We start from the raw sequence: 20,136 nt of genomic DNA on the forward strand, positions 1-20,136 counted from the left end.
GTATTGACTTTCTGATAGTGTCCGACAGGATTGCTTATGACAACGCTGGCGCGAGGAGGTCCCGCCATGAATGAACATGTCTGGCGGACATTTAAGGCAGTCGGTGAGCATCAGAGTCTCTCGCAGGCAGCCCGCGCCTTGAACCTCTCGCAGTCGGCCGTCAGCCAACAAATTCATCAGTTGGAATCCGCCTACGGAACCCCTCTTTTAATCCGCACCTCGCAAGGTGTGCGCCTCAATGATGCCGGAGAAATCGTCTATCGCTATGTGACCCAATTGCTGCAGACCTGGGAAGCATCCAAGCAGGCTGTGGCCCAACATTTGGCGGATGCGCCCGCGCGTTTGACCGTGGGTGCCAGCTTGACCATCGCTGAATTTATCCTCCCCCGGGTTTTGGCCCGCATGAGTCAAGCCAGGCCGCGTCCCCAGTTCACCCTTTATATGGCTAATTCGCATGACATCAAAGACCGCGTCATGCACAAAGACATCGATCTGGGCCTAATTGAGGCACCGCTGTCGAACACCGCCTTGGCGGCGCGCCCGTTTTTAGCGGACCGCCTGCATCTGGTGGTGAGTCAGAGCCATCCATTGGCGAATCGTAATCGTATCACCATTTCGGAATTGCGACAGTTGCCGCTGGTGATTCGCGAGCCCGGATCCGGCACCCGCATGGTCGTGGAATCGGCGCTGGGTCAACTCGGCATCAGTCTCAACGATCTCAACATTCATTTCGTGTTGGGAACTACCCAGGCCATTAAGGCCATGATTATCCAACAACAGGACGCCAGCATTCTTTCTCCGTACACCATTCTTCCCCACGAACGGCACCTATTTCACATCATCGACGTGGAAGGGCTCGCGCTGTTGCGTCACTTCACCATCATCCACCATCATGAATTTGTCCATCCGCTGGCCGAAGCTCTGGTTCGCGCGCTGATGGCCGAGAACTGGGGTGAAATGTTGTCCTAATGGCGCGCGGCAGGATGATGTTTTCGTGGCAGCAGAATCCACACAATAAAGCACCCCCGTGATGGGGCACGAGGGTGTTGAAATGAAAACGACGAGGCTATTCCACGACCGCCGGCAGACGACGCATCAAGGACATCAGCAATTTAACTGACCGCTGCATCTCTGGTTCCTTAATACTCCGCACCAAACCCATGGCGGTCACCCGCGTGGTATCCTGGGATGCGTCAGCGTTCGCTTTTGCCAATGCCTCGCCCAGGCGAATGCCAAAGTCCAAAAGTCCGGAATCCAGCGCTTCGGCGAGCGCGTTGCCCAATGTGGTGACCATCTCCACCGTCCGCGCCACCATATGCGGAGTGAGTGAATCGTTGAGGGCGCGCATAAGCGTTACCGTCTCGGTCAGCGTTTCCCATGTCCCATCCTGATGCCACCGGGCAATCTCCTCAATCGTTTCCCTAAGCACCAGACCGTGACGTTCCACGGCACTCACGGTTTCCACCAGCCCGGGACCTACCTCGTCCGCGACTTGCCCAAGCCCAATAGCCAACGAGGCGATGCGTTCCGCAATCTGCGGCGTGGCGCTGTCTTTTAACGCAGCACCGAGGCTGACCAACTCGGCTAGCGAGTCCCATACCCCCGTGCGATGCCATTGATCAAGCTGCTCTAGCGTTTTCGCCAATGAATCAGAAGCTTGCATGGCGGATTCAACCAACAAACTCGCCCGGTCCGGTTCGACTTCGGCGGCCACCGCCCCTAGCGCCACCAACATCTGACTGATGCGTTCCGCGAGCCCCGGGGTCGCACTATCGCGAACCGCGGCGAGAAGCGTGGTCAGTTCCTGTAGCGTCTCATCGGCTACATCAATAGTCGCCATCGCTTTCCCTCCTTGACGTTAGAGAACCCCTGCCGCTGATAGCCAGTACATCTTGTTAAAGGCCAGCTTATAGAGGTGAATCATTTCGCTGGGCGCTTGCGGCCTGGGCGGGTGCTCGTAGTCGAACTTAATATAAGTAGCCTCATCACGTCCCGTTTCGATAAAGCAGAAAACCTTGCCATCATAGCGCACCGATCCGCGACCGCCCCGCACCCGGTTGATCAGATTGGCGGCAACCACGTCGGCTTCGAAGTGGGCCGTGGACCCCGCCTTGCTAATGGGCAAGTTGGTGGCATCCCCCAACACATAGATGTTGTCCGCGCCCTCCATTTGCAAACTGTGACGGTTGGTCGGAATCCAGTTGCCGGCATCCCCCAGCCCGGATCGGCGAATCACATCCTGTCCGGCATGGGGCGGGATGGCAACCAATAAATCATAAGCCAAGACCTCGCCTTCCATGCTGGTGATGGTCTTTTGCTCCGGATCCACCGTCTCTGCATTAAAGAATGTGTGCGTCTCAATGCCCCGCTCGGGAAACACCTCATTAGCCCAATTTGCGACGGGTTCCAACGAATGCAGCCGACCAATGGGGTATGTATAAACAACCTGCGATTTGTCGCCGAGTCCTCGGGCCTTCAGCCAGTCTTGAGCCATCAGCGTAAACTCCAACGGCGCCACGGGGCACTTGTGGGGCACCGCCACCGTCACCACCAACCGTCCTCCCTCAAAGGACTGGAGAGCGTCCCGAAGTTTTAGGGCGCTTTCCTCGGTGTAGAAAATATGGCCGCCTTCAACAAGTCCGGGAATGGACTCCGGTGCGGGGCGGCTGCCTGTCGCGATCACCAAATAATCATAGGGAATTTCCCGGCCGTCATCCATCCGCACCAGATTTTGCTCCCGGTCAATCCGATCGGCGCTGCCCACGATTAACTTAATATGGCGGTTCAACACGCTTCTTTCTGAGCGGTGGGCATCCGCGGGAACGGCTTGGTCAAACGCCATGTATAAGAAGAGGGGTTGATAGACATGAACGTCCGATTCGTTAATGACCGTGACCTCAACCTCACCGCGAAGAATTTCCGGCTTTAACTGCCGCGCGAGCTGGTTGGAGACCATACTGCCGCCCACGCCGCCACCCAACAACACGATCCGCGTCATGAGAATGCAAACCTCCTAAGATATCCCTGAAGATCCAGGGAATTATTTGACTTTCCGCACCTGAATCTTGTAAATGCCGTCTTCTTCCTTGTTCCCCAAGACCTCGTGACCTGCTTTATGCACCCATTCTGGGATGTCCTTGGCGGAACCGCGATCGGACGACCATACCTCAAAGACGGTGCCCACCGGCTCCTGCCGAATGCTCTTAATGAGCTCCATCAAGGGTCCTGGGCAGTAGGAACCCCGGGCGTCCACCACCTTGGCCTCTGACAATTAGTCCACCTCCTTCATCCCTAAAATGTCAGTGCAGAGCCCTCGGACGCCTTACCGAGAAACCCTGTCACGCCCATCATGTCGTCAAACAAAGGGGACAAATCCGCTAGTGACCACTCTTTGACATCCGCCACCAGACTGCAGGCATAGAGATGCACATCACCCATGTCTTTGGCCTGTTCAAACAACTCCAGGTAGTCCCCATGCGCTTTCTCGATCACGTCCTTTGCGACCGGACCCTTGGCAATGGTTTCTCGCACCGCCGGATCTTTGTGAAAGGCCGGCAACGCCTCCATCGACACGAAAATATCGACGGTTTGCCCAAGACTTCCGGCTACCATCGTCACCATGGCGGCGGCATGAATCTTGCTATAATCGCCGGAAAGCACCATCAGATTCAGTTGCCCCATCAGTCGCTCCTTTCCCCGCTCAAACGGGAAACCACCGTCACCTCAAGTATATGTGAATATTATCCGTTTTCAATCTTTTTGTCGGGATGCGTCACAGAGAGATATGCCCCCCGACGCCGTTTGATTCTCAAGTGACATGGGGCCGTCTCAAAAGTCACCCGCACGGGTGACTCGAGCGGACTTCAACCACAATCGAGTGGCCCTCGCTTCTAGTAAGCGGGGGTCGCGTGCTTTAACAGGTTTAGACCACGCTTAGGAGCCCCCATTCCGTTTGGACTTTGGCCAATCCACGCAAACGAAACCGTCGGAACTGCCGACCCTCTTTAATGTGACCCTAGATACTTATGACCTCGACCTCGCGCCTTTTGACCGCGGCCAACGCTGGCCCCTTTGGGGACACCCCCTTACCTCGGTCATTGTGCGCCGAGAAAATGGTGCCGCTGGAGCATTTGTAAAAGAGGCCCTGACGCGTTGTCCTCCGGGCAAGTCACGTTAGAGAGTTCCCCACGGCAGGTAACAAGGTGTCATCAGCGGTGTCCAATCCCACCGCCACCGCAAGCAAATCAGCCATGTCGACGACCCGCATTTTGTCCTCGACCCCCATGGCGGTTACCGACGCCGAAAACATCGATACGTCTTTTGGACAAGCCACCACAAAGAAGGGAACGTCATTCAACGCCAGGGCTTCGCGAATGCGCTGATTGGCCGGCCGATCTTGTATCCCCGTTTCGTCCATCCAGATACGCCCTCCGCCAGCGCCGCAGCAGAAACTTTGGGCGCCATGACGCGGCATCTCGACCAACTGCACCCCTAACCGCGAGAGAAGAGCGCGCGGCGCTTCGGTAATCCCATTCCATCGGCCGAGGTAGCAGGGGTCGTGATAGGTGACACGGATTGGCACCTGTTGCCGGACCGTGATTTTTCCAGAATCGATCCACTCGAGAAATGCCTCCGTATAGTGCTTGACCTCGGCATCAAAGCCAAACTTACGGTACTCGTTTTTCAGCGCATTCAGCGAGTGCGGGTCGGTGGTAAAAACGCGTTGGAACTGGGCTTTTTCCAGTGCTTTCAGATTTTTTTCGGCCAACGATTCGAACAGCCCATACTCGCCCACCCGCAGCGCTTCATTGCCAGCGTTGACCTCCGATTCATACAGAATCCCGAAGTCAATTCCAGCGTGGGTCAGCAACTCCGCAACGCGCTGCGTCAACCGCTGCACGCGGGGATCCAAGGCGGCAAAGTCGCCCACGAACCACAGCCATTCCACCGGTTCCCGGCGTGCATCCTTGATCGGAACGTCGATATTCTTCGCCCAGGCGGGCCGCTTGCGCGCAGGCTGCCCAAAGGAGTTTCCCTGGCGGTCCCATGCCACCAATACCTTTTGGGCATTGGGATCAATGTCACCCTCTTCCAAAAGCGCCGCCCGCAGCCCCGCAATCTTCGGCACATGCTCAATAAATACAGGACACGCCTCTTGGCAGGCTCCACACGTCGTACACGCCCACAGTTCTTCCTTCGAAATAACGCCCCCCGCCAGACTTGGTTGATCTGGATCATCAAGCGTGCCCGCCGCCATGCGCTCGTTCAGCGCATCCCTCATCTTCAAAATCACCATTTTTGGCGACAAAGGCTGGCCCGCCGCGTGAGCGGGGCAGACAGCCTGGCACCGACCGCACTCCGTGCAGGTGTAGAGATCGCTGACATCCTTCCAAGTGAGGTCCCGAAAGGTGCGAATCGCCATGGTATCTTCAATAGGCTCCGGCACCAACTCCCCTTTGGGACGGAGATTGCGAAGAAAAATGTTAGGCACAGCGGCAAAAATGTGGAAGTGCTTGGAGTACGGCAAGTAGGCCAAGAACGCCAGCACCACGCCCATGTCGAGAAGATAGCCAACCGCATAGCCAATGCTGGCCGCAACTGGTCCCGTCCAGCCGATCGCCACCCAAAGATGCGAAAGGCCGTAGCCCAGGAAATGGGAGCCTGCAACCGGGTCCGGAACATGGAGGACCTTGGCCGCCACAAACGGGAAGAAGGAGTCGTGAATGACGATGCCGACAATGATAGCTCCGATTAACGCCAAGATGAGATAGGCATCCTTTTCATCCGAGCCCTCGAAGCGCTTCGGACGCAAAATGAGGCGGTTGTATAAGGCGAGGATAATGCCCGCCGCCACCAAAATCACCCAAACATCCACCAAGGGAGCCAAGATGCGCCCGACGGTAAACCCCGGGAAAAATATTTCTCCCACGGTTTCCACGATGTCGATCAATAAAATGACAAAGCCGCTGAAAATGAAGTAATGCAGGACGCCGGACAACGTGATGCGGAACATGCGGCGGTGCAACACCACATGTTCCACTACCGACCGGATCCGTTCGCCGATTTGATCGGTCCTCTTTAGAGGCCGGGCGCGATTCATCACCGACTGAATGGCCAGCACCCGGCGTAGAAACAACGCGAAGCTCACAACGATCATGGCCACAGTGATGGCCATCAATCCGGTGCGCAAAATCACTATCCCGCTCTCCCCTCAAGTTTTTCCGTCAGGGCTGGCATCAAGTCCAAGATGTCGGCCGTGGCCCCGTAGTGCGCGACGTCAAAGATGGGAGCCCGCTCATCATTGTTGACAGCGATAATGAGTTCGGCGTCTTTCATCCCCTGGAGATGCTCGGGTGCTCCGCTGATGCCCAGAGCTAAATAGACTTTCGGCTTAACAGTCTTTCCGGACTTCCCCACCTGTCGGGACCGCGGCAACCATCCAGCGTCTACCACAGGGCGGGAACAGCTGACAACCCCTCCCAGCACCTCAGCCAACGCATCCGCCAGCTCTAAATTGTCCGGATCCTCGATGCCGCGGCCCACACTCACCAAAATATCTGCCTTGGTGATGTCCACGTCTTGTCCCGACTCGGCTTCAATAACCCGTGTCAACTCCAGATTGGCCGGCGACGGCGCCGCCTCTTCTCGGATGGCCGGGCTGCCCGCACGGGATGAATCAACCGGCCATGACCCGGGTATGACGGTGACCACGGCACCCGTCAGGGGAACCTCCACTTCGGCATTCAATTTGCCGCCATAAACTTGACTGGTCGCCACCAACACCGCCCCGTCCATGGTTAAGTCAGTACAATAGGCCACCATGGGTCGATTTTTTCGGGCCGCAACCGCCGCCCCAAGATCCATGCCCATGGTTGTATTGCCGAGCATCACCAGCGCCGTGTCCTCGCCCACAATCTGAAGCACCGCGTTTTCATAGGTTTCAGGCTGATAGTCGGCGACTGCGGGCCCCGAAACAATTACCGCGTCGTCGGCGTCAACCTCCCGCACGGCGTCACGGGCATTATCGCCAAATGTTACGACCGTCACCGTATGACCGGCCGCCGAAGCGATGTCTCGGGCCCGGGTCAGGAGCTCAAAAGTCCCATCGGACAACGCACCGTCCAACAATTCTCCGACAACCACGATTTGTCCCATTGTCATCAACCCCTCAACAACTTTTTGTCTTCCAATACTCTGATAATGTTTTCCGCCACCTCGTCGACGTCGTCCCCCCACATTTGCGCATGTCCAGCCGCCTCTGGCTTATAGACGCGGCGAACCGTGAGGGATGGAACAGCCGCCGACGCGCCGTCAACCTCCCGCAACTGTGCTGACTTTTGGACTTGCCGCACCTTCGCCACCGTCACATACCGGGGAGGCTTGCGGGCGGCTTGAATGCCCAACAAGGCGGGCGTGGACGCGGAAAACTCCGCCATGCGGCCGCCTGAATACTCTTGGATAAATTGCACGCGGCCGTTGGCCACATGCACATCCCGCACCACCGAGGCATGGGCGATGGCGAGCAAACCAGCGACCAGGCCCGCAATCTGCCCATCCAAATCATCAATCGCCTGCACACCAGTGAGCACCAGATCGGGTGATTCATCCCGGCAGAAGGCCGCCAGGAGTGAAGCCCGCTCGCGATTAGACAAGGTTCGATCGAAATCCCCAACGATTTTCACCGCCTGGTCGGCTCCCTTAGCCAGAGCGGTATAGAGCAGCGTGTCCACGTCGCCCGTGTCGACTGCGACAGCGATAACCTCGGCGCCTTGCTCCTCCTTTATCAAGAGCGCCTCCTCCAACGCCTGGTCGTCCCATTCACTGGGGACAAAGCTCATGTCGTCGACCGCCAATACCCCGTCCTCTATTTCCAACTCCTCCACCAAGTCCGGAACATCTTTCATCAACACCGCAATTTTCATCGTCTTGTCCTCCTGCGTCTTATTGCTTCTCTGCCGCACCCTGACGGGCCGGCCACCGATCCGCCAGTTGGGATGCCACCAGACCCGTTAGCTCGGCTTCATCCACCCCGAATGATCCGGACCCATGGCTCCGCACTTCCAGCACCCCATAGAGCTGTGGTGCTCGCATGATGGGCACGGCCAGCACACTGGCCACACCCAGCCAACCCCCTTGATAATCGGGGAAGGCGCGGGCGTCGCCGGCAAACTGGGCCGCACGCTCCGAGGCTGCAAGCCCCGCCAGAGGGGCTCCCCATGCGACGGATAGGGGGCCGGCCAAGCCGGCGCTTGCGGCCGCATAGAGCTCCCCTCCTACCTTCAAGGGGGCGTAGACACTCACTCCGATGGACGTGCCTAATCGCTGCAGAAGAATACCGAGCACACCCACGATGCGCGTTGTCCATGGGCCCTCAAAGTCTAAGCATTGAGCGACCAATGCCAAAACCTCGACGTCGGCGGAGGTAGGCTTCAGCCGCAGCACGTCCTTCCACAAACGGTTGACGTCCGCCATCAAAATGTGATGACGACGTCAGCCTCAGCTGCCATCTCGTTGAGGGCCGTCCCCCCAACCACCCCGTCAATCTCAATCAGATCCTCAAGGGTACAGTTGTTGAGGTCGAGACTCGGTGCACAGACATAAAGCTTGACCCCGGCCTCCCTCGCCTGTTCGATGAAGAATTGCAGCGTCGAGCTGTCGCCCGTCTCCTTAATATGCAATGTTTCCGGCACCCCCTTTTTCAACAAACTGGTTGCCGTAATCGTAAAGACCATGGTCGATTCGTGATCCATCAGTGCTGCCGTCGTGGCCAGAAAAAATGGTGATGCAGAACGTTCCGGTGTCTCCGTTCCGTGTGTGACGAGATAGAGATATTTCTTGGTTTCCTCTGCCATAATTTCTCCCCCATTCCTTGGGACCGCCCTATTTGGTGCGACGCAGCAAAAAGCGATAGATGGTATCTTGTTTCTCGGCAGCCAACAGCTCATGGCCCGTCGAGTTGGCGAAAGCCTTGAAGTCCGCCATGGATCCCGGATCGGTGCAAATGACTTCCACCACCTGTCCAACGTCCACCGATTTGAGACCTTGCTTAGCCTTAAAAATAGGCATTGGGCACGCCAATCCCTTGGCGTCGATGGCTAGCGCAATGGCTTCTTGCTCCACGTGATTTCCCTCCCTTCCTTGGGATAATGCTGGGGCTCCCGGGCTCACTCCCCCACTAGCTCGGGCGCAATGGAGCGCCCCGCCTGAAAAGCCGCCAGCACGTCATCAATGGTGACGCCTGGAATGTCGAGCTCCGCCCAGACCTCCGCGAGCGCGCGTGCCAATGCATCCATCTCACTGGGCGCCCCCCGAAGACGCTGCTCGGCCGTTTCCAAGCCGTTGGCGGGATTCACAAAGAAATCGCCTCCGATGACGATGTCATCAATGCGGCCCTCCGATTCCCGCCACACAACCCGCACCAAGCCCCCCGGCGCTTTGGCGACGCCCTCCAAGAGATGCACCCCGTCCTTAATCTTCACGCCCGGTTGAAGGTATCCCTCATGGCGGTATACGAAAGCAGGATCGAAGAGCAGTTTCTGGTAATAGTCCAACCGCCGACGCTCCTCGGGCGTCAATTCATCGGCCATCACCGGCTCTCCAAGGAGGGTGGCGAAAGCCTCCACCAATGCTGCTGTTGCCTCCTCGCGCGAGGGGGCCCGGGGACCCAGTTCTCGCTGCACCGTGGTCATGTAGTCTTCCAAGGATGAGACCATCTTGTCGCGGAATTTCTCTGACGGAACATTAATGACCCGAGCCATGGCTTGGGTATCAAAGTCCATCATGATGCTCCCGACCAACACGTCAGCCTCGCCCATCGTATTGGCCCCCGTGCCGCCAATCTTGCGCGGTCCCACCACAATATCGTTCACCGGGCGGTGTTCGGCTCCAATGCCCATTTTTCGGTAAGCCTCAACCGGGGCCGTGAGGAACTTTCGGTACAGCGTGTCGACGGGAAGATGTTGACGGGGCATGATGAGGTGCCAAAAGATCTGATCATAGTCCAACCAGACCGCGCCGCCCCCGACCATGCGCCGGCCCACCGGAATGCCCGCAGCCTCGCAGTAGGGACGGTCGATTTCCCGGCTTGCCACCTGGTGATAACCAACGCAAACATAGGGCCGATCGGGGCTCACCGTCACCAGCGTGATCGGCTTATCCGGGGTCATTAAGTCCGCCAGCGCGTGATAAACGGCTTGCGAAGCTTCGGCCGGGATCGTGCCAAGATTGAGGTACCGCATGATATCCTTCCTTGCTTTAAAGGTTAAATTTCGAATCGGGCTCCGGTTCCATGGATGCCTCCGGGAGATCGGCACACCGCATACAGGTCAATCCCTCCGCCTTGAGTTTCTGGCGATATGCCGCCTGGGCCTCGGCACCTCGCAAGAGTCCGGACTGCTCTACGGGGATTTCCGGGCGAAATGTCACCAACCACCCTGCCCCATAGGGGTCGCGGTTGATCACGTTGGGATCGCCTAGCACCACGGCGTTCGCCTCGATGACGGTCCCCATCAGCGGAGACGGGACGGGCCCGACCCATTTCGCACTTTCCACGGTGGCGAGGTTCTTCCCTACCGCGACGCGCTTCCCCACTCGGGCCCGCACGAAGAGGATCCGCCCGGCACGCGTTTGAGCCGGATCCGTCATGCCCATGCGCACCGTCCCATCGGGAAGCGCCTCTACCCAGACGTCTTTTTCCACATCGAACCACAAATGGTCTGGCAGCTCACAGGCAAATACATAGGCCACGAGCCCACCTCCCTTCAGTCCCTTAGGACTGACACTGAATCCCTTCCGCCTCCAGCTTGGCACGATAGACGGCAATGCCTTCCGCGCCGCTCACCAGTATTTTGGATCCTTCCTCCCAGTTGTCGGGCCGCACGCGAATCAGCCAGCCGGCGCCGTAAGGATCTTGGTTGACGACGGCGGGGTTCTTTTTCACGGCCTCATTAATCTCCGTCACCTGACCCGCTACGGGGGTCGGAATCGATCCCACCCATTTTCCACTCTCCAGAGTTCCCGCGCTCTTGCCTTGGGCGAGAGCCCGGCCAGGCGCCTTTAAGTTCACCACCACGATTTTTCCCGCCAAATGCTGGGCCACGTCGGTCATCCCGACCACCACAGTGCCATCCTCTTCCGGCCCCCTCACCCACACATGCTTTTCCGGCCAATACCAAAGGTCACCTGGAAGCAAACACCCGTTTACCTCGCTCACACCACGTCCTCCTCCATCAAATGTTGGCCGTCACCAAGCCCATAGCGTGGGCCAACAGTTCGGCAATGTCTAAAACCTTTAATTTGCCTCCATTGCCGGTGTTCTTGACGGCGTCTTCAAAGCGCGACACCTCGTACGGACATGTCACGGCCAAAATGTCGGCACCCGACTCAACTGCCTCCTTGACCCGCCGTTCGGATAAGCGCATGGTTAATCGTTCGGACGTAAAGCTGTCCATCCACATGCCACCGCCGCCCCCACCGCAGCAATAGGAATTCTCGCGGCAGCGTCCCATTTCAATAAGATCCAGGCCAGGAATGGCGTGCAGAAGTTCCCGAGGGGCCTCATATTCGCCGTTATGGCGGCCGAGATAGCATGGATCGTGAAATGTTACGCGTCGGTCAATCGGTACGGCAAAATCCATCTGCCCAATCTTGGGAGCCAGGAACTGCGTGTAATGATAGGTAGGCCACTCCCCGCCATATTTGGGGTACTCATGCAAAAAGGCATTGAAGGCATGCGGGTCCGTCACCATCAGGGTATTGAACTGGTATTTGGACAGGCTCTTAATGTTATCCTCGGCCAGCATCTCAAAAAGCCCCGCCTCGCCAGCCATCCGCTGCGAGTCCCCCGAACACTTCTCTTCGTTGCCCAAGATGCCGAAGTTGACTCCCAGTCGATTTAAAATGCGCGCCAGCGCAACGGACGCTTCTTTACCGCGGGGATGATAGGCGGGGTAACACTCTACAAACCACAGCACGTCCACGGGCGCCTTGTGTTGACTCATAATCGGCACCGGCACACCGGCATTCTTGGTCCACTCAGCACGCTTCCTAGCCGGCTCCCCCAAGGGATTTCCATAGCGCGTGGTGTTTTCGAAGGCGGACAAGAGTTCAGCCGGCGCGTGGCCATCCATCACCGCCTGTTCCCGCACGGCTGGCATGATGTTAACCATGTTCACTTCCTTGGGACAAACTCTTAGGCAGTCCGAGCAGGTTGTGCATAGCCACAAGTCCGCGCTTTCGAACAGCGAAGCCCCCAATTGCGTGCGGCGGAAAACCTTCCGCGGCGAATAGTCGCCACCGGCGTCCTCGACGGGGCACACCGACGTGCACTTCCCACACTGATAGCAGAAGGCTAAGGACTCGGCCCCGGGGATTGCGGTGACCTCCTCCAGCACCGACAGATCGTATTCTGAAATCACCCGCGGCTCAAAGATGCGATTCCAATGTCCATTCAGCTCGACACCATTAACGACCGCGACCTCCAGCTCTATCGGGGTGGCTTTCTCACTCAATTACCTTCCCTCCCATCGATTGATCCCTAACAATGTGCGGACCACGACCGGAAACGGCGGGAGAACCCGAGTGAATTCTTCGGTCAGCTTCCATGACGCCATGGTGAACATATAGACGCTATAGACCACAGCCAACGTGACCTGAGGTTGAAACACCGCATCCAGCCCTTGTAGGGAGCGTGTGCTTTCCAGCAGCGCGCCCAAGTACTGGGCTGCACTGGATAAGGCGCCATACGTCGCCCGTAGGCCCTCCTGCTTGAGCGAAATGGGGTTGTCAACCAGCAGCACCAATGCACCGGTCTCAGCCCTGGGCGCATAGACCCATCGGGCCCACCACAGCAACTCCGGATTGACGATGCTCATCCAAAACGTGGCCCAATCAAGAAGCCATTTAGGGGGTGACTCCCAGTTCTCAATGTCATCCAACACATCCGCCACATTGGCCTTGCAAATCCCCGAACGGAGACGCTCAACGGGTTCGGCCCAGCGCTGCCGTTCGTCCGCTGGCAGCCGCCGCGTGGCCGGTGCCAAATCCCACAAATCGGGGAATGTCGGAAATTTTGGAGCGATGGCACGGCACCGTCCGGTGAGGTCGTCGGACAACTTCGCCAAAAATTCCGGCGTCAGGTATAGCTCAGCCTTTTCAAAAAACTCATTTAGCACTTCGGCATCAATGAGCGGAGCCTTCGCGCCCATCACGCCGTCGTTTTGGCCAAACGATTGAGCAGCCCGACGGCCTTGATGGCCGCCGCCCCGCCCATTGACACGCTATCTTCAATGTCTTTCGGCCCAGCGGCTGCACCCGCCACAAATACGCCGGGCACCGGCGTGGTGACCGTATCCAACGGCTCACCCACAGTAGCCAAAAATCCGTGGCTTTCGCGTGGTATGTTGAACACCTGGGCCATCTCCAGCGTACCCTTGGAGGGCTCCATGCCCACGGATAAAATAATGAGATCCATGAGCACTTCGACGGGTCGACCCATGGTCGTATCCTCGCCCTTCATTAAGAGCTTGTCGCCTTTCTTCAAAATCTCGGTGACGATGCCGCGGACGTAATTCACTTTGTGTTCTTCTTGCGCCTTCCAGTAGAGCTGGTCTTCCCAAAAGCCATACATGCGCATGTCAATATAAAAGATGAAGACCTTAGCGTCTGGCAGCATCCGTTTAATTTCAATCGATTGTTTTGACGCGATACCGCAGCACACTTTAGAGCACCAGCGGTTGCCGATCTGGCGATCACGCGAGCCCACGCACTGAATGAAGGCGACCCGCTCAGGCGGCTTGCCGTTGGACGGCCGGACAATCTGACCGCTTTTCATCATGTGCTCAGCGTCAACTAGCGTAATGACGTCATCAAACTCGTAGTATCCGTAGAGTTGCGTCTCCCGCCCAGGATCGAAATGCTGAAATCCTGTCGCGACCACCACCGCTCCCACCGACTCCTCTGTTTCGGCGCCATCACGGCCAGCCAATGTGACCTTAAAGGCACCCGCCTCGCCTTGGCTCGCCTTGACCCGCGTGTTATAGCGAATATCAATGCCCGGGTGCAACTTCACCCCATCGAGCATCTCTTGCATCGCATCGTGTGTCTCTTTCAGGTGCGGCGTCAGGGTCGCGTAATGCGCATAAGGGGTCCCCCCCAATTCACCCGTCGCCTCCACCAACAGCACTTCAGTTCCCATATCGGCGGCGCCGCGGGCCGCTTCCAACCCCGCGGGCCCCGCGCCCACCACTAACAGCCGATTGACTGCCATGCGACTATGCCTCCCACCTACGCTAAAGTACGGACTCCCACGTTAAGAACTCCATCGAACCCTGTTCAATTTGCGCCAGGTCCTCTTGGAACTCGGCCCAGGCCTTCTCCGGATCGATCCCCATCTTTTGCAACAAAGGCCGATAGTCGGTGGAGTGCCAGTGCAACTGGGCCACCCGGTAAGGGTGTGCGCCGACCGCGAGGGCGGCGAATTGGGACTCTGACATGACCGGAACCCCCACATTGCGTCCATGCGCTTGGGTTGCAAATTGGCTCTTATCCAAGGAGGTGACACAACCGGTATCGTGCGTCAGCACTACATCGGGATTGGCCTCCTCCTTCATGACCTCGATTTTTCGCATGGTGGCAAAACTGCGGGTAAAGTCCCGCTGCACCAGAATGTGGCGAAAGCCAAACCCGCAGCAGTCATACCAGGTGGAGTAGTCAGCCACCTTAGCACCCAGCTCCTGTACAACCGCCGTCACGGCCGCTGTACGCTGGCCGCCATAAATTTCGGCATCATAAATGGCGTCACCCGACTGCAGCTTGTAATAGTGGCACGCCGGGTGCACGGTCGCGGTGATTCGGGACAAGTCATGCACAACCCGCTCTTTGAGTTGATCGCGAATGGCATACATCCACTCGCTATAGTGCACTAACTCTTCGGGCATGACGAAGGGTCGACCCAGCTTCTCGATCACTGCTTTCACTTGGCGGCGCAATTCATGGTTGTGCACGAGTTCATGCCGCACCTCTTTGTAATGGCCGAAGCTCGTGCCACAATGAATTAACGGGTAATAGCCGGTTTCATAGGCGGCCGAAAAATTGCGCATTGCCACCGCCGCCTGCGCAGCCTGATTAGAGGTGGCAGAGGCGTAGTAATTCCAAGCGGTGCACGACGTTTGATCGCGGGGGTCGAAGTAGTCGTAGCCCAGAAATCGGTTGAGCCAAAAAATCGATGTTGAATAGCCGGGGATATGGCCACATTGTCCACAGCTTTTGTGGTGCCAGGTTTTTTGGAAGGGTATTTTCTTAATTCGTCCGTATTTGGTTCGCGCCTCGTAGTAGGGTTCCGGTACGGGCTGCACAATCCACTCGCCTTCGCGGCCCAATTCCCAAATGGCTTCTCGCAGGTCTTCATCCGGCGCCTGGTCGGGGTCGGGGGTGAAGGTCCTCGCCGTTTCGGGCGTGGTGCCGCGGGGCATCATCGGCAATTCCATCTCACTCATGGTCTTCCTCCTTTGCTCACGAAAGCGTTAGACAACGGAAAAACCCTGATCTTCGAGGGCGTCATCCATCACTTCCTCCATGATGTCGTGCAGTCCCTCGTCCAATTCGGCAATCATGTCGAGCACCCCGGTGAGCTTCCAAATCGTATAGAGCTCCAACATGGTCCGCTCCTCCACCTGCCAGGAGAGCCCGGTGGTATGAAGAGTTTCTGGCGGCAACGCCTTTCTCCATAAGTCGAGATGCGCCGCCACCTCCTTGACCTGGGGTCCCCAGTCGGGGAACGCGTCCTCTTGCAACATGTCAGGCGACACTTGCGTACCCGTGGTCATAATCTTGTAAATAATCCGGGTATAGCCCGCCAAGGCTTCCTTGGTGGTTTTCAGCCCGTTGTTGACGGCAACTTCACGCATGATGGTGATGAGACCACCCGGATTGTTTTGGCGTGGGCAGCGCAAACAAGAAAAACATTGAGAGCAGTTCCAAATATCGTCGTTCATTTGCTCATAAAACATCTCGATGTCTTCCCGCGCCAAGGTTTGGGCGATTTTCCGCGGCGAAAAGTCGTAAAATCGCGCTGACGGACAGGCTGCTACGCAAATGCCACACTCGTAACACCCATAGAGGTAGTCGTGATACCGCGGATCCCGCTTGACTTCATCGAACAGACGCTGCTTTTCCTCGATCGGTACGTCCGGATATAAGTTGGACAGCAACCTTTACCATCTCCCCCAACAGTCATTGACCGCACATCTATGCCCGTCACAGCGCCGTCGCTCATATGAAGAGTTGGACCTTGGCCTCCTTCGCGAAATCCAAGAATGTCGCAGCGCCGACCACATCCTCGACTTGGGGAATCAAGTCCTCCCGCTTCACGCCCATCACGTCCATCGACATCTGACAGGCAACCATATGCACCCCCATCTCGTGTGAGGTCTCAACAAATTGGCGAATGGACATCACATTAGACTTGGCGAACTGCTCCTTCATCATGCTGCTCACCATCTTTGTCCCGAACGGCACCATTCCCGCAACTTTCGCCATTGCTGGCATTCCGGGGTTGGATGCAATGGAAATTTCCAGCGAATCGATCTTGTGTCGATTGACAATGTCCAGCCCCCAAAACGTGAAAAACAGCATGACTTCCATATCCATGGCTGCAGCCGCAGTGGCCAACACAAAAGGAGGGTAGGCCATGTCCAGGCTGCCCTTGGAGCACACGATCGCAAGCCGATCTTCCATCCAAAACACCTCCCTAAATAGACATACGGGTATGGGTTTATATGGGTATTCTATTCCCGTTATCTGTATATTACAATCTATTCAGTTAGATTTTTTTACTCTGACTATGAGAATCTTGTCGAAATTAGGGAGGAACATGGTGGGCGGATGGCAAAAACTTGTGCCGCTGGAGGATTGCCGGGATTTATTCCCCCATTTTGGCCAACGGCTCGCAGCCATAAACCAAGCGCTGCGTCACATCAATCTCGGCAAGATGGACTTTCTCCCCTACGAGGAAGAAGTTCCGGGATATCAGTTGACCATGCGGAGCGTTCTCATACCCCAAGGGGTTGGGAGACCCCCGGGGATGGGAAAGTGGCAGATAGAAGTGATTCGTGAAGGAGTCGAGTATCAGTTAATCCTGCAAGGCAAGGTTAAAGCGGGCCAGGAGCTTGGGGAAGTCGCCTTTCCCTGTGGCGATGGCGCTGAACGGGCGCGCGTCCTCGGATTAACCGATATCGACGAGTAACTGCCCATTAACCGCTTCCAACCGGATGACGTCATCGCCCTGAGTCAGGTGTAGACTCCGATAGCCGGGTTCTCCGGCTAAAAAATCGAATGCGGCATTTTGGGTAGCCATATGGGTTAAATCTTGCAAGGGAAGGCCCAACATAAGGTGGTATCGGAGAGCCATGGCTTGGGCTGCGGGAGCGGCGATACTCACGCGCGCGAGTCGAAGCGTCGCATTGGGCGCGTGAGACGGTTTGGCGAGATATTGCACCAGCCATGGCACCATCGGATCGACTTGGGTCATCCGTACCGGAACCGGGGTTCCGTCGATGCCCGCAATATGGTCGTCGATGGGCGGCCACCAGTGCACACCACGCCGGCTTCGCTGAGCGATAAATTGGTCCAAGTCAAGGTGTCCCAAGGCGACCCGAAAAACGCCTGCGCCACCGCGCAAAAAACGCACCAAGGCGCCACCCCAGATTGACCGTCTGGCCAGCAACGGATCGCGTACCGAAACCACCTCCAGAAAGGAGGCATTCGCGAGGGGCACAACGAACCGGTCGGTGCCAGGGCACCATGAAGGAGCGGCGGTCATCGCCGATCCCAGGTGGCTAAGCAAATCCATTGCCTCGGTCCGGCCTTTAACAGCCAGTGTTAGGTGGTCTATCCACACAGGTCGCTGAACCTCCCCGAGGTCCGATATCCGATATTCTTATCATAAGGAGGGCTGTCAAATGGATGAAGAACAATTGCGGCTTGAATACTGGGAGGACACCCGTTCGGATCCCGCCTACCCACTCTGGGTGATTTTTCGACTCATTGGGCATCAGCGAGGGCTCCACGACGATCAGCCCTATCTCCGCCACGCCCAAACGAGCGTCGCAGACGTGCTCAAAGCCATTGAAACCCATCCCTCATTGCCAACGATCGCAAAGGATTTGGCGATTTCCGTTGACGAACTCCGTGCCAGCTTATGGTACGCTGTATGGAAAGTTGAACATACGCCCCCTCCCCCGGATCAGGACCGATGGAACCCTCGTGTGGATGAGGCGTGGCGTTCGGAAATACTTCAAATCCCTGACAAAGGAGCCGCGAATAAATGACACCTGAACAACGGGCGTATTGGGATGTTGATGATGTGGTGCGCCGCCTTCGCCGTATTGAAGGGCAAGTTCGTGGCGTCCAATCCATGATCCAATCGGAGCAGTCCTGTCAAAAGATCTTAATTCAAGTGGCCGCTATCGAAGGAGCGCTTAAACAAGTCGCGCGCATCGTGAGTGCATGCAGCATCGCAGAACAGGTCATGCAAGCTCAACAGGCGGCCGATCCCACGGAGGCCGTGAAAAGCGCTTTGAAGCAACTTATCAACTACGCTTAATCAGCTTATTGGTCGGCAGAACCTCCAACACCACCACCCAGCGCGGTCCGCTCGCATGAGCGGAACCGGGCACGGGTGCAAAAAAGTCCGCGTCATCGTTGCCGCTTTGCATGTCAACGGTCATCACCCGGGTTTCTTCGACCGTCCGGACCGCATTACCGGACAGCCGAGCAAATGCCTCGATCTCCCGGACGACAGCCGACACGTCGGTGATGACCCGCAGCCTGTCGCCTACATTAAGATCACGGACAACGCTCGCTGCCTCGGGAACAGTCATGGCACCCACTGGCCCAAACATCCTGACGTCCATGGTCGTCCCCCTTCCCGGGGCTCAACGATCCTTTTGTGGCAGGATACCACAAACAGACACATCGACGATATGGCGCCCGCTTGACCGACAGATACCCCAGAACCATCTCGGATTCCTTGGCGCAGGCATGTTTAGGATACAGAGCACGCACGGGGATAAATAGAGGCTGCCCCTTTTCCGGACAGCCTCTCACTGCTATTGGGCAGCCTCATCGACCGCCTGTTTAAGCAACTGATCGACCTCGATGGCGAGCTCATTGAGACGATTGTCGCCCAATAGCCCCATCAAAGCGTCGGGCTTGGCATAGCCAATCCGCGTTTCCCCTGACTCACGGTCCTGATATACCAGGACTTTGCAGGGCAAAAAGTAGCCGACCGTTTGGTTGGTACTGAGCGCCTTTTTGGCTCGGGGCGCACTGCAGACCTCCAAAATACGGAAGGATGGTTCCGGCTCCAGTCCCTTTTCGGTCAACTTCTCATTAATGTCAAGGTCCCAGAGGACGCCGAATTGATGATTCTTCAACGAATGCCCCACCGCCTGGACGGCTTCATCGACCGACTTTTTGGTGGGCACCTGATACATCAGCTCACTCATGGTGCCACTCCTCTGCGAGTTCTTTAAACCGACCGAATACCGAGGGCCCGATCAAGTTTGGGCCGATTAAACCCAACCACAATGGTTCCATTCACATCAATCACCGGCACGCCGGTTTGCCCGGATTTCCGCTTGAGCGCATTGAGATTGGACTCGGATTTGGTGACGTCCACCTCGTGAAATGGAATACCTCGTTCCTTCATGTAGCGCTTAGCGGTCCGGCAATGCGGTCATGTTGGGGTGGTATAAATTGTTACCATTGACCGTGCCTCCTTCTCATCCTAACGAGTCACGCGGCGAATGGCGTCATGAACCTGGTCTAGCTCGGGGCCGCTAATCTTGCGGTCCCCAACCAACTCCTCCGCCACCTGGCAAGCCTCGACCAGCTTAACAACTTTCGCCAACGCGCCCTCGATGGCGGCCAGTTGGGTTAAAATATCCCGACAACTCTCCGCCCGAGCAACCATGGCCTCTACACCGCGAATCTGGCCTTCAACCCGCCGCAAGCGGTGCTGAAGGTCGCGGCTCGACCAATAAACTGTTCGGGTCTCACTCATCGGTGAGCCTCCTTATACTTCAATCACCCGCTGAGCCAACTTGAACAACTGATTTTCGGGAACGGCACCGACCA

Annotated in this window: 27 protein-coding genes and 1 pseudogene; 4 read left to right on the top strand and 24 right to left on the bottom strand. The window is 57.0% G+C overall.

Translation table 11 applies throughout. The features are described from left to right. The first annotated feature begins 66 nt into the window (after positions 1–66). Positions 67–969: a LysR family transcriptional regulator gene (locus HIJ39_RS05955; protein ID WP_169097719.1), complete on the top strand. Its 903-nt coding sequence runs from the start codon at positions 67–69 to the stop codon at positions 967–969. Positions 970–1,066: 97 nt separating this feature from the next. On the opposite strand, the gene HIJ39_RS05960 is transcribed toward HIJ39_RS05955, so the two are convergent. From HIJ39_RS05960 to HIJ39_RS06050, 19 genes are all read right to left on the bottom strand, one after another. Next, on the bottom strand, positions 1,067–1,840 hold the full coding sequence (locus HIJ39_RS05960; RefSeq protein ID WP_169097721.1) for a helical membrane plugin domain-containing protein: 774 nt from the start codon (positions 1,838–1,840) through the stop codon (positions 1,067–1,069). Positions 1,841–1,858: 18 nt separating this feature from the next. Further along, entirely contained in the window at positions 1,859–2,998 is a 1,140-nt protein-coding gene (locus tag HIJ39_RS05965) for an NAD(P)/FAD-dependent oxidoreductase (protein ID WP_169097723.1), read from the bottom strand. A gap of 42 nt (positions 2,999–3,040) precedes the next feature. After that, positions 3,041–3,271 (bottom strand): sulfurtransferase TusA family protein, encoded by a 231-nt coding sequence (locus HIJ39_RS05970; RefSeq protein WP_169097725.1) that lies wholly within the window; start codon positions 3,269–3,271, stop codon positions 3,041–3,043. 20 nt (positions 3,272–3,291) lie between these two features. Next, the gene (locus HIJ39_RS05975) at positions 3,292–3,681 is read right to left on the bottom strand and encodes a DsrE family protein (protein WP_207711503.1); all 390 of its coding nucleotides are present in this window, start codon (positions 3,679–3,681) and stop codon (positions 3,292–3,294) included. Between the two features lie 487 nt (positions 3,682–4,168). Next, positions 4,169–6,196, bottom strand: coding sequence for a heterodisulfide reductase-related iron-sulfur binding cluster (locus HIJ39_RS05980; RefSeq protein WP_169097727.1), 2,028 nt, complete (start codon positions 6,194–6,196; stop codon positions 4,169–4,171). Beyond that, a complete protein-coding gene (locus tag HIJ39_RS05985; protein WP_169097729.1) occupies positions 6,196–7,155 on the bottom strand; it encodes an electron transfer flavoprotein subunit alpha/FixB family protein in 960 nt (319 codons plus the stop codon). Before HIJ39_RS05985 ends, HIJ39_RS05980 begins: the two co-directional genes overlap by 1 nt. A 5-nt stretch (positions 7,156–7,160) precedes the next feature. Beyond that, positions 7,161–7,922: an electron transfer flavoprotein subunit beta/FixA family protein gene (locus HIJ39_RS05990; RefSeq protein WP_169097731.1), complete on the bottom strand. Its 762-nt coding sequence runs from the start codon at positions 7,920–7,922 to the stop codon at positions 7,161–7,163. 19 nt (positions 7,923–7,941) lie between these two features. Further along, positions 7,942–8,454, bottom strand: coding sequence for a GAF domain-containing protein (locus tag HIJ39_RS05995; RefSeq protein ID WP_169097733.1), 513 nt, complete (start codon positions 8,452–8,454; stop codon positions 7,942–7,944). Between the two features lie 17 nt (positions 8,455–8,471). After that, positions 8,472–8,852: a DsrE family protein gene (locus HIJ39_RS06000; RefSeq protein WP_169097735.1), complete on the bottom strand. Its 381-nt coding sequence runs from the start codon at positions 8,850–8,852 to the stop codon at positions 8,472–8,474. Positions 8,853–8,880: 28 nt separating this feature from the next. Beyond that, positions 8,881–9,120 carry a sulfurtransferase TusA family protein gene (locus tag HIJ39_RS06005; protein ID WP_338055094.1) on the bottom strand — a complete coding sequence of 80 codons (240 nt, stop codon included), beginning with the start codon at positions 9,118–9,120 and terminating at the stop codon, positions 8,881–8,883. A gap of 44 nt (positions 9,121–9,164) precedes the next feature. Continuing rightward, positions 9,165–10,238, bottom strand: coding sequence for a lipoate--protein ligase (locus HIJ39_RS06010; protein ID WP_169097737.1), 1,074 nt, complete (start codon positions 10,236–10,238; stop codon positions 9,165–9,167). 16 nt (positions 10,239–10,254) lie between these two features. Beyond that, positions 10,255–10,746, bottom strand: coding sequence for a biotin/lipoyl attachment domain-containing protein (locus tag HIJ39_RS06015; RefSeq protein WP_169097739.1), 492 nt, complete (start codon positions 10,744–10,746; stop codon positions 10,255–10,257). A gap of 22 nt (positions 10,747–10,768) precedes the next feature. After that, positions 10,769–11,212, bottom strand: coding sequence for a glycine cleavage system protein GcvH (locus tag HIJ39_RS06020; protein WP_169097741.1), 444 nt, complete (start codon positions 11,210–11,212; stop codon positions 10,769–10,771). Positions 11,213–11,228: 16 nt separating this feature from the next. Then, positions 11,229–12,509: a (Fe-S)-binding protein gene (locus HIJ39_RS06025; protein WP_169097743.1), complete on the bottom strand. Its 1,281-nt coding sequence runs from the start codon at positions 12,507–12,509 to the stop codon at positions 11,229–11,231. Then, positions 12,510–13,205, bottom strand: coding sequence for a hypothetical protein (locus HIJ39_RS06030; RefSeq protein WP_169097745.1), 696 nt, complete (start codon positions 13,203–13,205; stop codon positions 12,510–12,512). It lies immediately after the preceding gene. Continuing rightward, complete coding sequence (locus HIJ39_RS06035; protein ID WP_169097747.1) at positions 13,205–14,266, bottom strand: CoB--CoM heterodisulfide reductase iron-sulfur subunit A family protein; 1,062 nt, start codon at positions 14,264–14,266, stop codon at positions 13,205–13,207. The genes HIJ39_RS06030 and HIJ39_RS06035 overlap by 1 nt, the downstream gene beginning before the upstream one ends. A gap of 22 nt (positions 14,267–14,288) precedes the next feature. Continuing rightward, positions 14,289–15,494: a heterodisulfide reductase-related iron-sulfur binding cluster gene (locus tag HIJ39_RS06040; RefSeq protein WP_169097749.1), complete on the bottom strand. Its 1,206-nt coding sequence runs from the start codon at positions 15,492–15,494 to the stop codon at positions 14,289–14,291. A 27-nt stretch (positions 15,495–15,521) separates the two neighbouring features. Beyond that, positions 15,522–16,208, bottom strand: coding sequence for a 4Fe-4S dicluster domain-containing protein (locus HIJ39_RS06045; protein WP_169097751.1), 687 nt, complete (start codon positions 16,206–16,208; stop codon positions 15,522–15,524). A gap of 61 nt (positions 16,209–16,269) precedes the next feature. Then, positions 16,270–16,734, bottom strand: coding sequence for a DsrE/DsrF/DrsH-like family protein (locus tag HIJ39_RS06050; RefSeq protein ID WP_169097753.1), 465 nt, complete (start codon positions 16,732–16,734; stop codon positions 16,270–16,272). Between the two features lie 136 nt (positions 16,735–16,870). On the opposite strand from HIJ39_RS06050, the gene HIJ39_RS06055 reads away from it, so the two are divergent. After that, positions 16,871–17,242 carry a hypothetical protein gene (locus tag HIJ39_RS06055; RefSeq protein ID WP_207711504.1) on the top strand — a complete coding sequence of 124 codons (372 nt, stop codon included), beginning with the start codon at positions 16,871–16,873 and terminating at the stop codon, positions 17,240–17,242. Here HIJ39_RS06055 and HIJ39_RS06060 read toward each other — a convergent pair. Further along, positions 17,222–17,896 carry a VOC family protein gene (locus tag HIJ39_RS06060; RefSeq protein WP_169097755.1) on the bottom strand — a complete coding sequence of 225 codons (675 nt, stop codon included), beginning with the start codon at positions 17,894–17,896 and terminating at the stop codon, positions 17,222–17,224. The genes HIJ39_RS06055 and HIJ39_RS06060 overlap by 21 nt on opposite strands. Before the next feature lie 61 nt (positions 17,897–17,957). On the opposite strand from HIJ39_RS06060, the gene HIJ39_RS06065 reads away from it, so the two are divergent. Next, positions 17,958–18,326, top strand: coding sequence for a hypothetical protein (locus tag HIJ39_RS06065; RefSeq protein ID WP_169097757.1), 369 nt, complete (start codon positions 17,958–17,960; stop codon positions 18,324–18,326). Beyond that, on the top strand, positions 18,323–18,601 hold the full coding sequence (locus HIJ39_RS06070) for a metal-sensitive transcriptional regulator (RefSeq protein ID WP_169097759.1): 279 nt from the start codon (positions 18,323–18,325) through the stop codon (positions 18,599–18,601). Before HIJ39_RS06065 ends, HIJ39_RS06070 begins: the two co-directional genes overlap by 4 nt. Here the strand turns inward: HIJ39_RS06070 and HIJ39_RS06075 are convergent. From HIJ39_RS06075 to HIJ39_RS06090, 4 genes and pseudogenes are all read right to left on the bottom strand, one after another. Then, positions 18,588–18,911 carry a sulfurtransferase TusA family protein gene (locus tag HIJ39_RS06075; RefSeq protein ID WP_169097761.1) on the bottom strand — a complete coding sequence of 108 codons (324 nt, stop codon included), beginning with the start codon at positions 18,909–18,911 and terminating at the stop codon, positions 18,588–18,590. The two genes, HIJ39_RS06070 and HIJ39_RS06075, sit on opposite strands and share 14 nt — an antisense overlap. Before the next feature lie 195 nt (positions 18,912–19,106). Further along, positions 19,107–19,505 (bottom strand): DUF302 domain-containing protein, encoded by a 399-nt coding sequence (locus HIJ39_RS06080; protein ID WP_169097763.1) that lies wholly within the window; start codon positions 19,503–19,505, stop codon positions 19,107–19,109. A gap of 23 nt (positions 19,506–19,528) precedes the next feature. Next, positions 19,529–19,723 (bottom strand): annotated as a pseudogene (locus HIJ39_RS06085) (glutaredoxin family protein); the annotation flags it as partial. 63 nt (positions 19,724–19,786) lie between these two features. After that, positions 19,787–20,062, bottom strand: a complete 276-nt coding sequence (locus tag HIJ39_RS06090) for a metal-sensitive transcriptional regulator (RefSeq protein WP_169097766.1) — start codon at positions 20,060–20,062, stop codon at positions 19,787–19,789. Between the last annotated feature and the right edge of the window lie 74 nt (positions 20,063–20,136).

It is taken from the genome of Sulfobacillus harzensis (genome assembly GCF_012933365.1).
In the GTDB taxonomy this organism is placed as follows: domain Bacteria; phylum Bacillota; class Sulfobacillia; order Sulfobacillales; family Sulfobacillaceae; genus Sulfobacillus_B; species Sulfobacillus_B harzensis.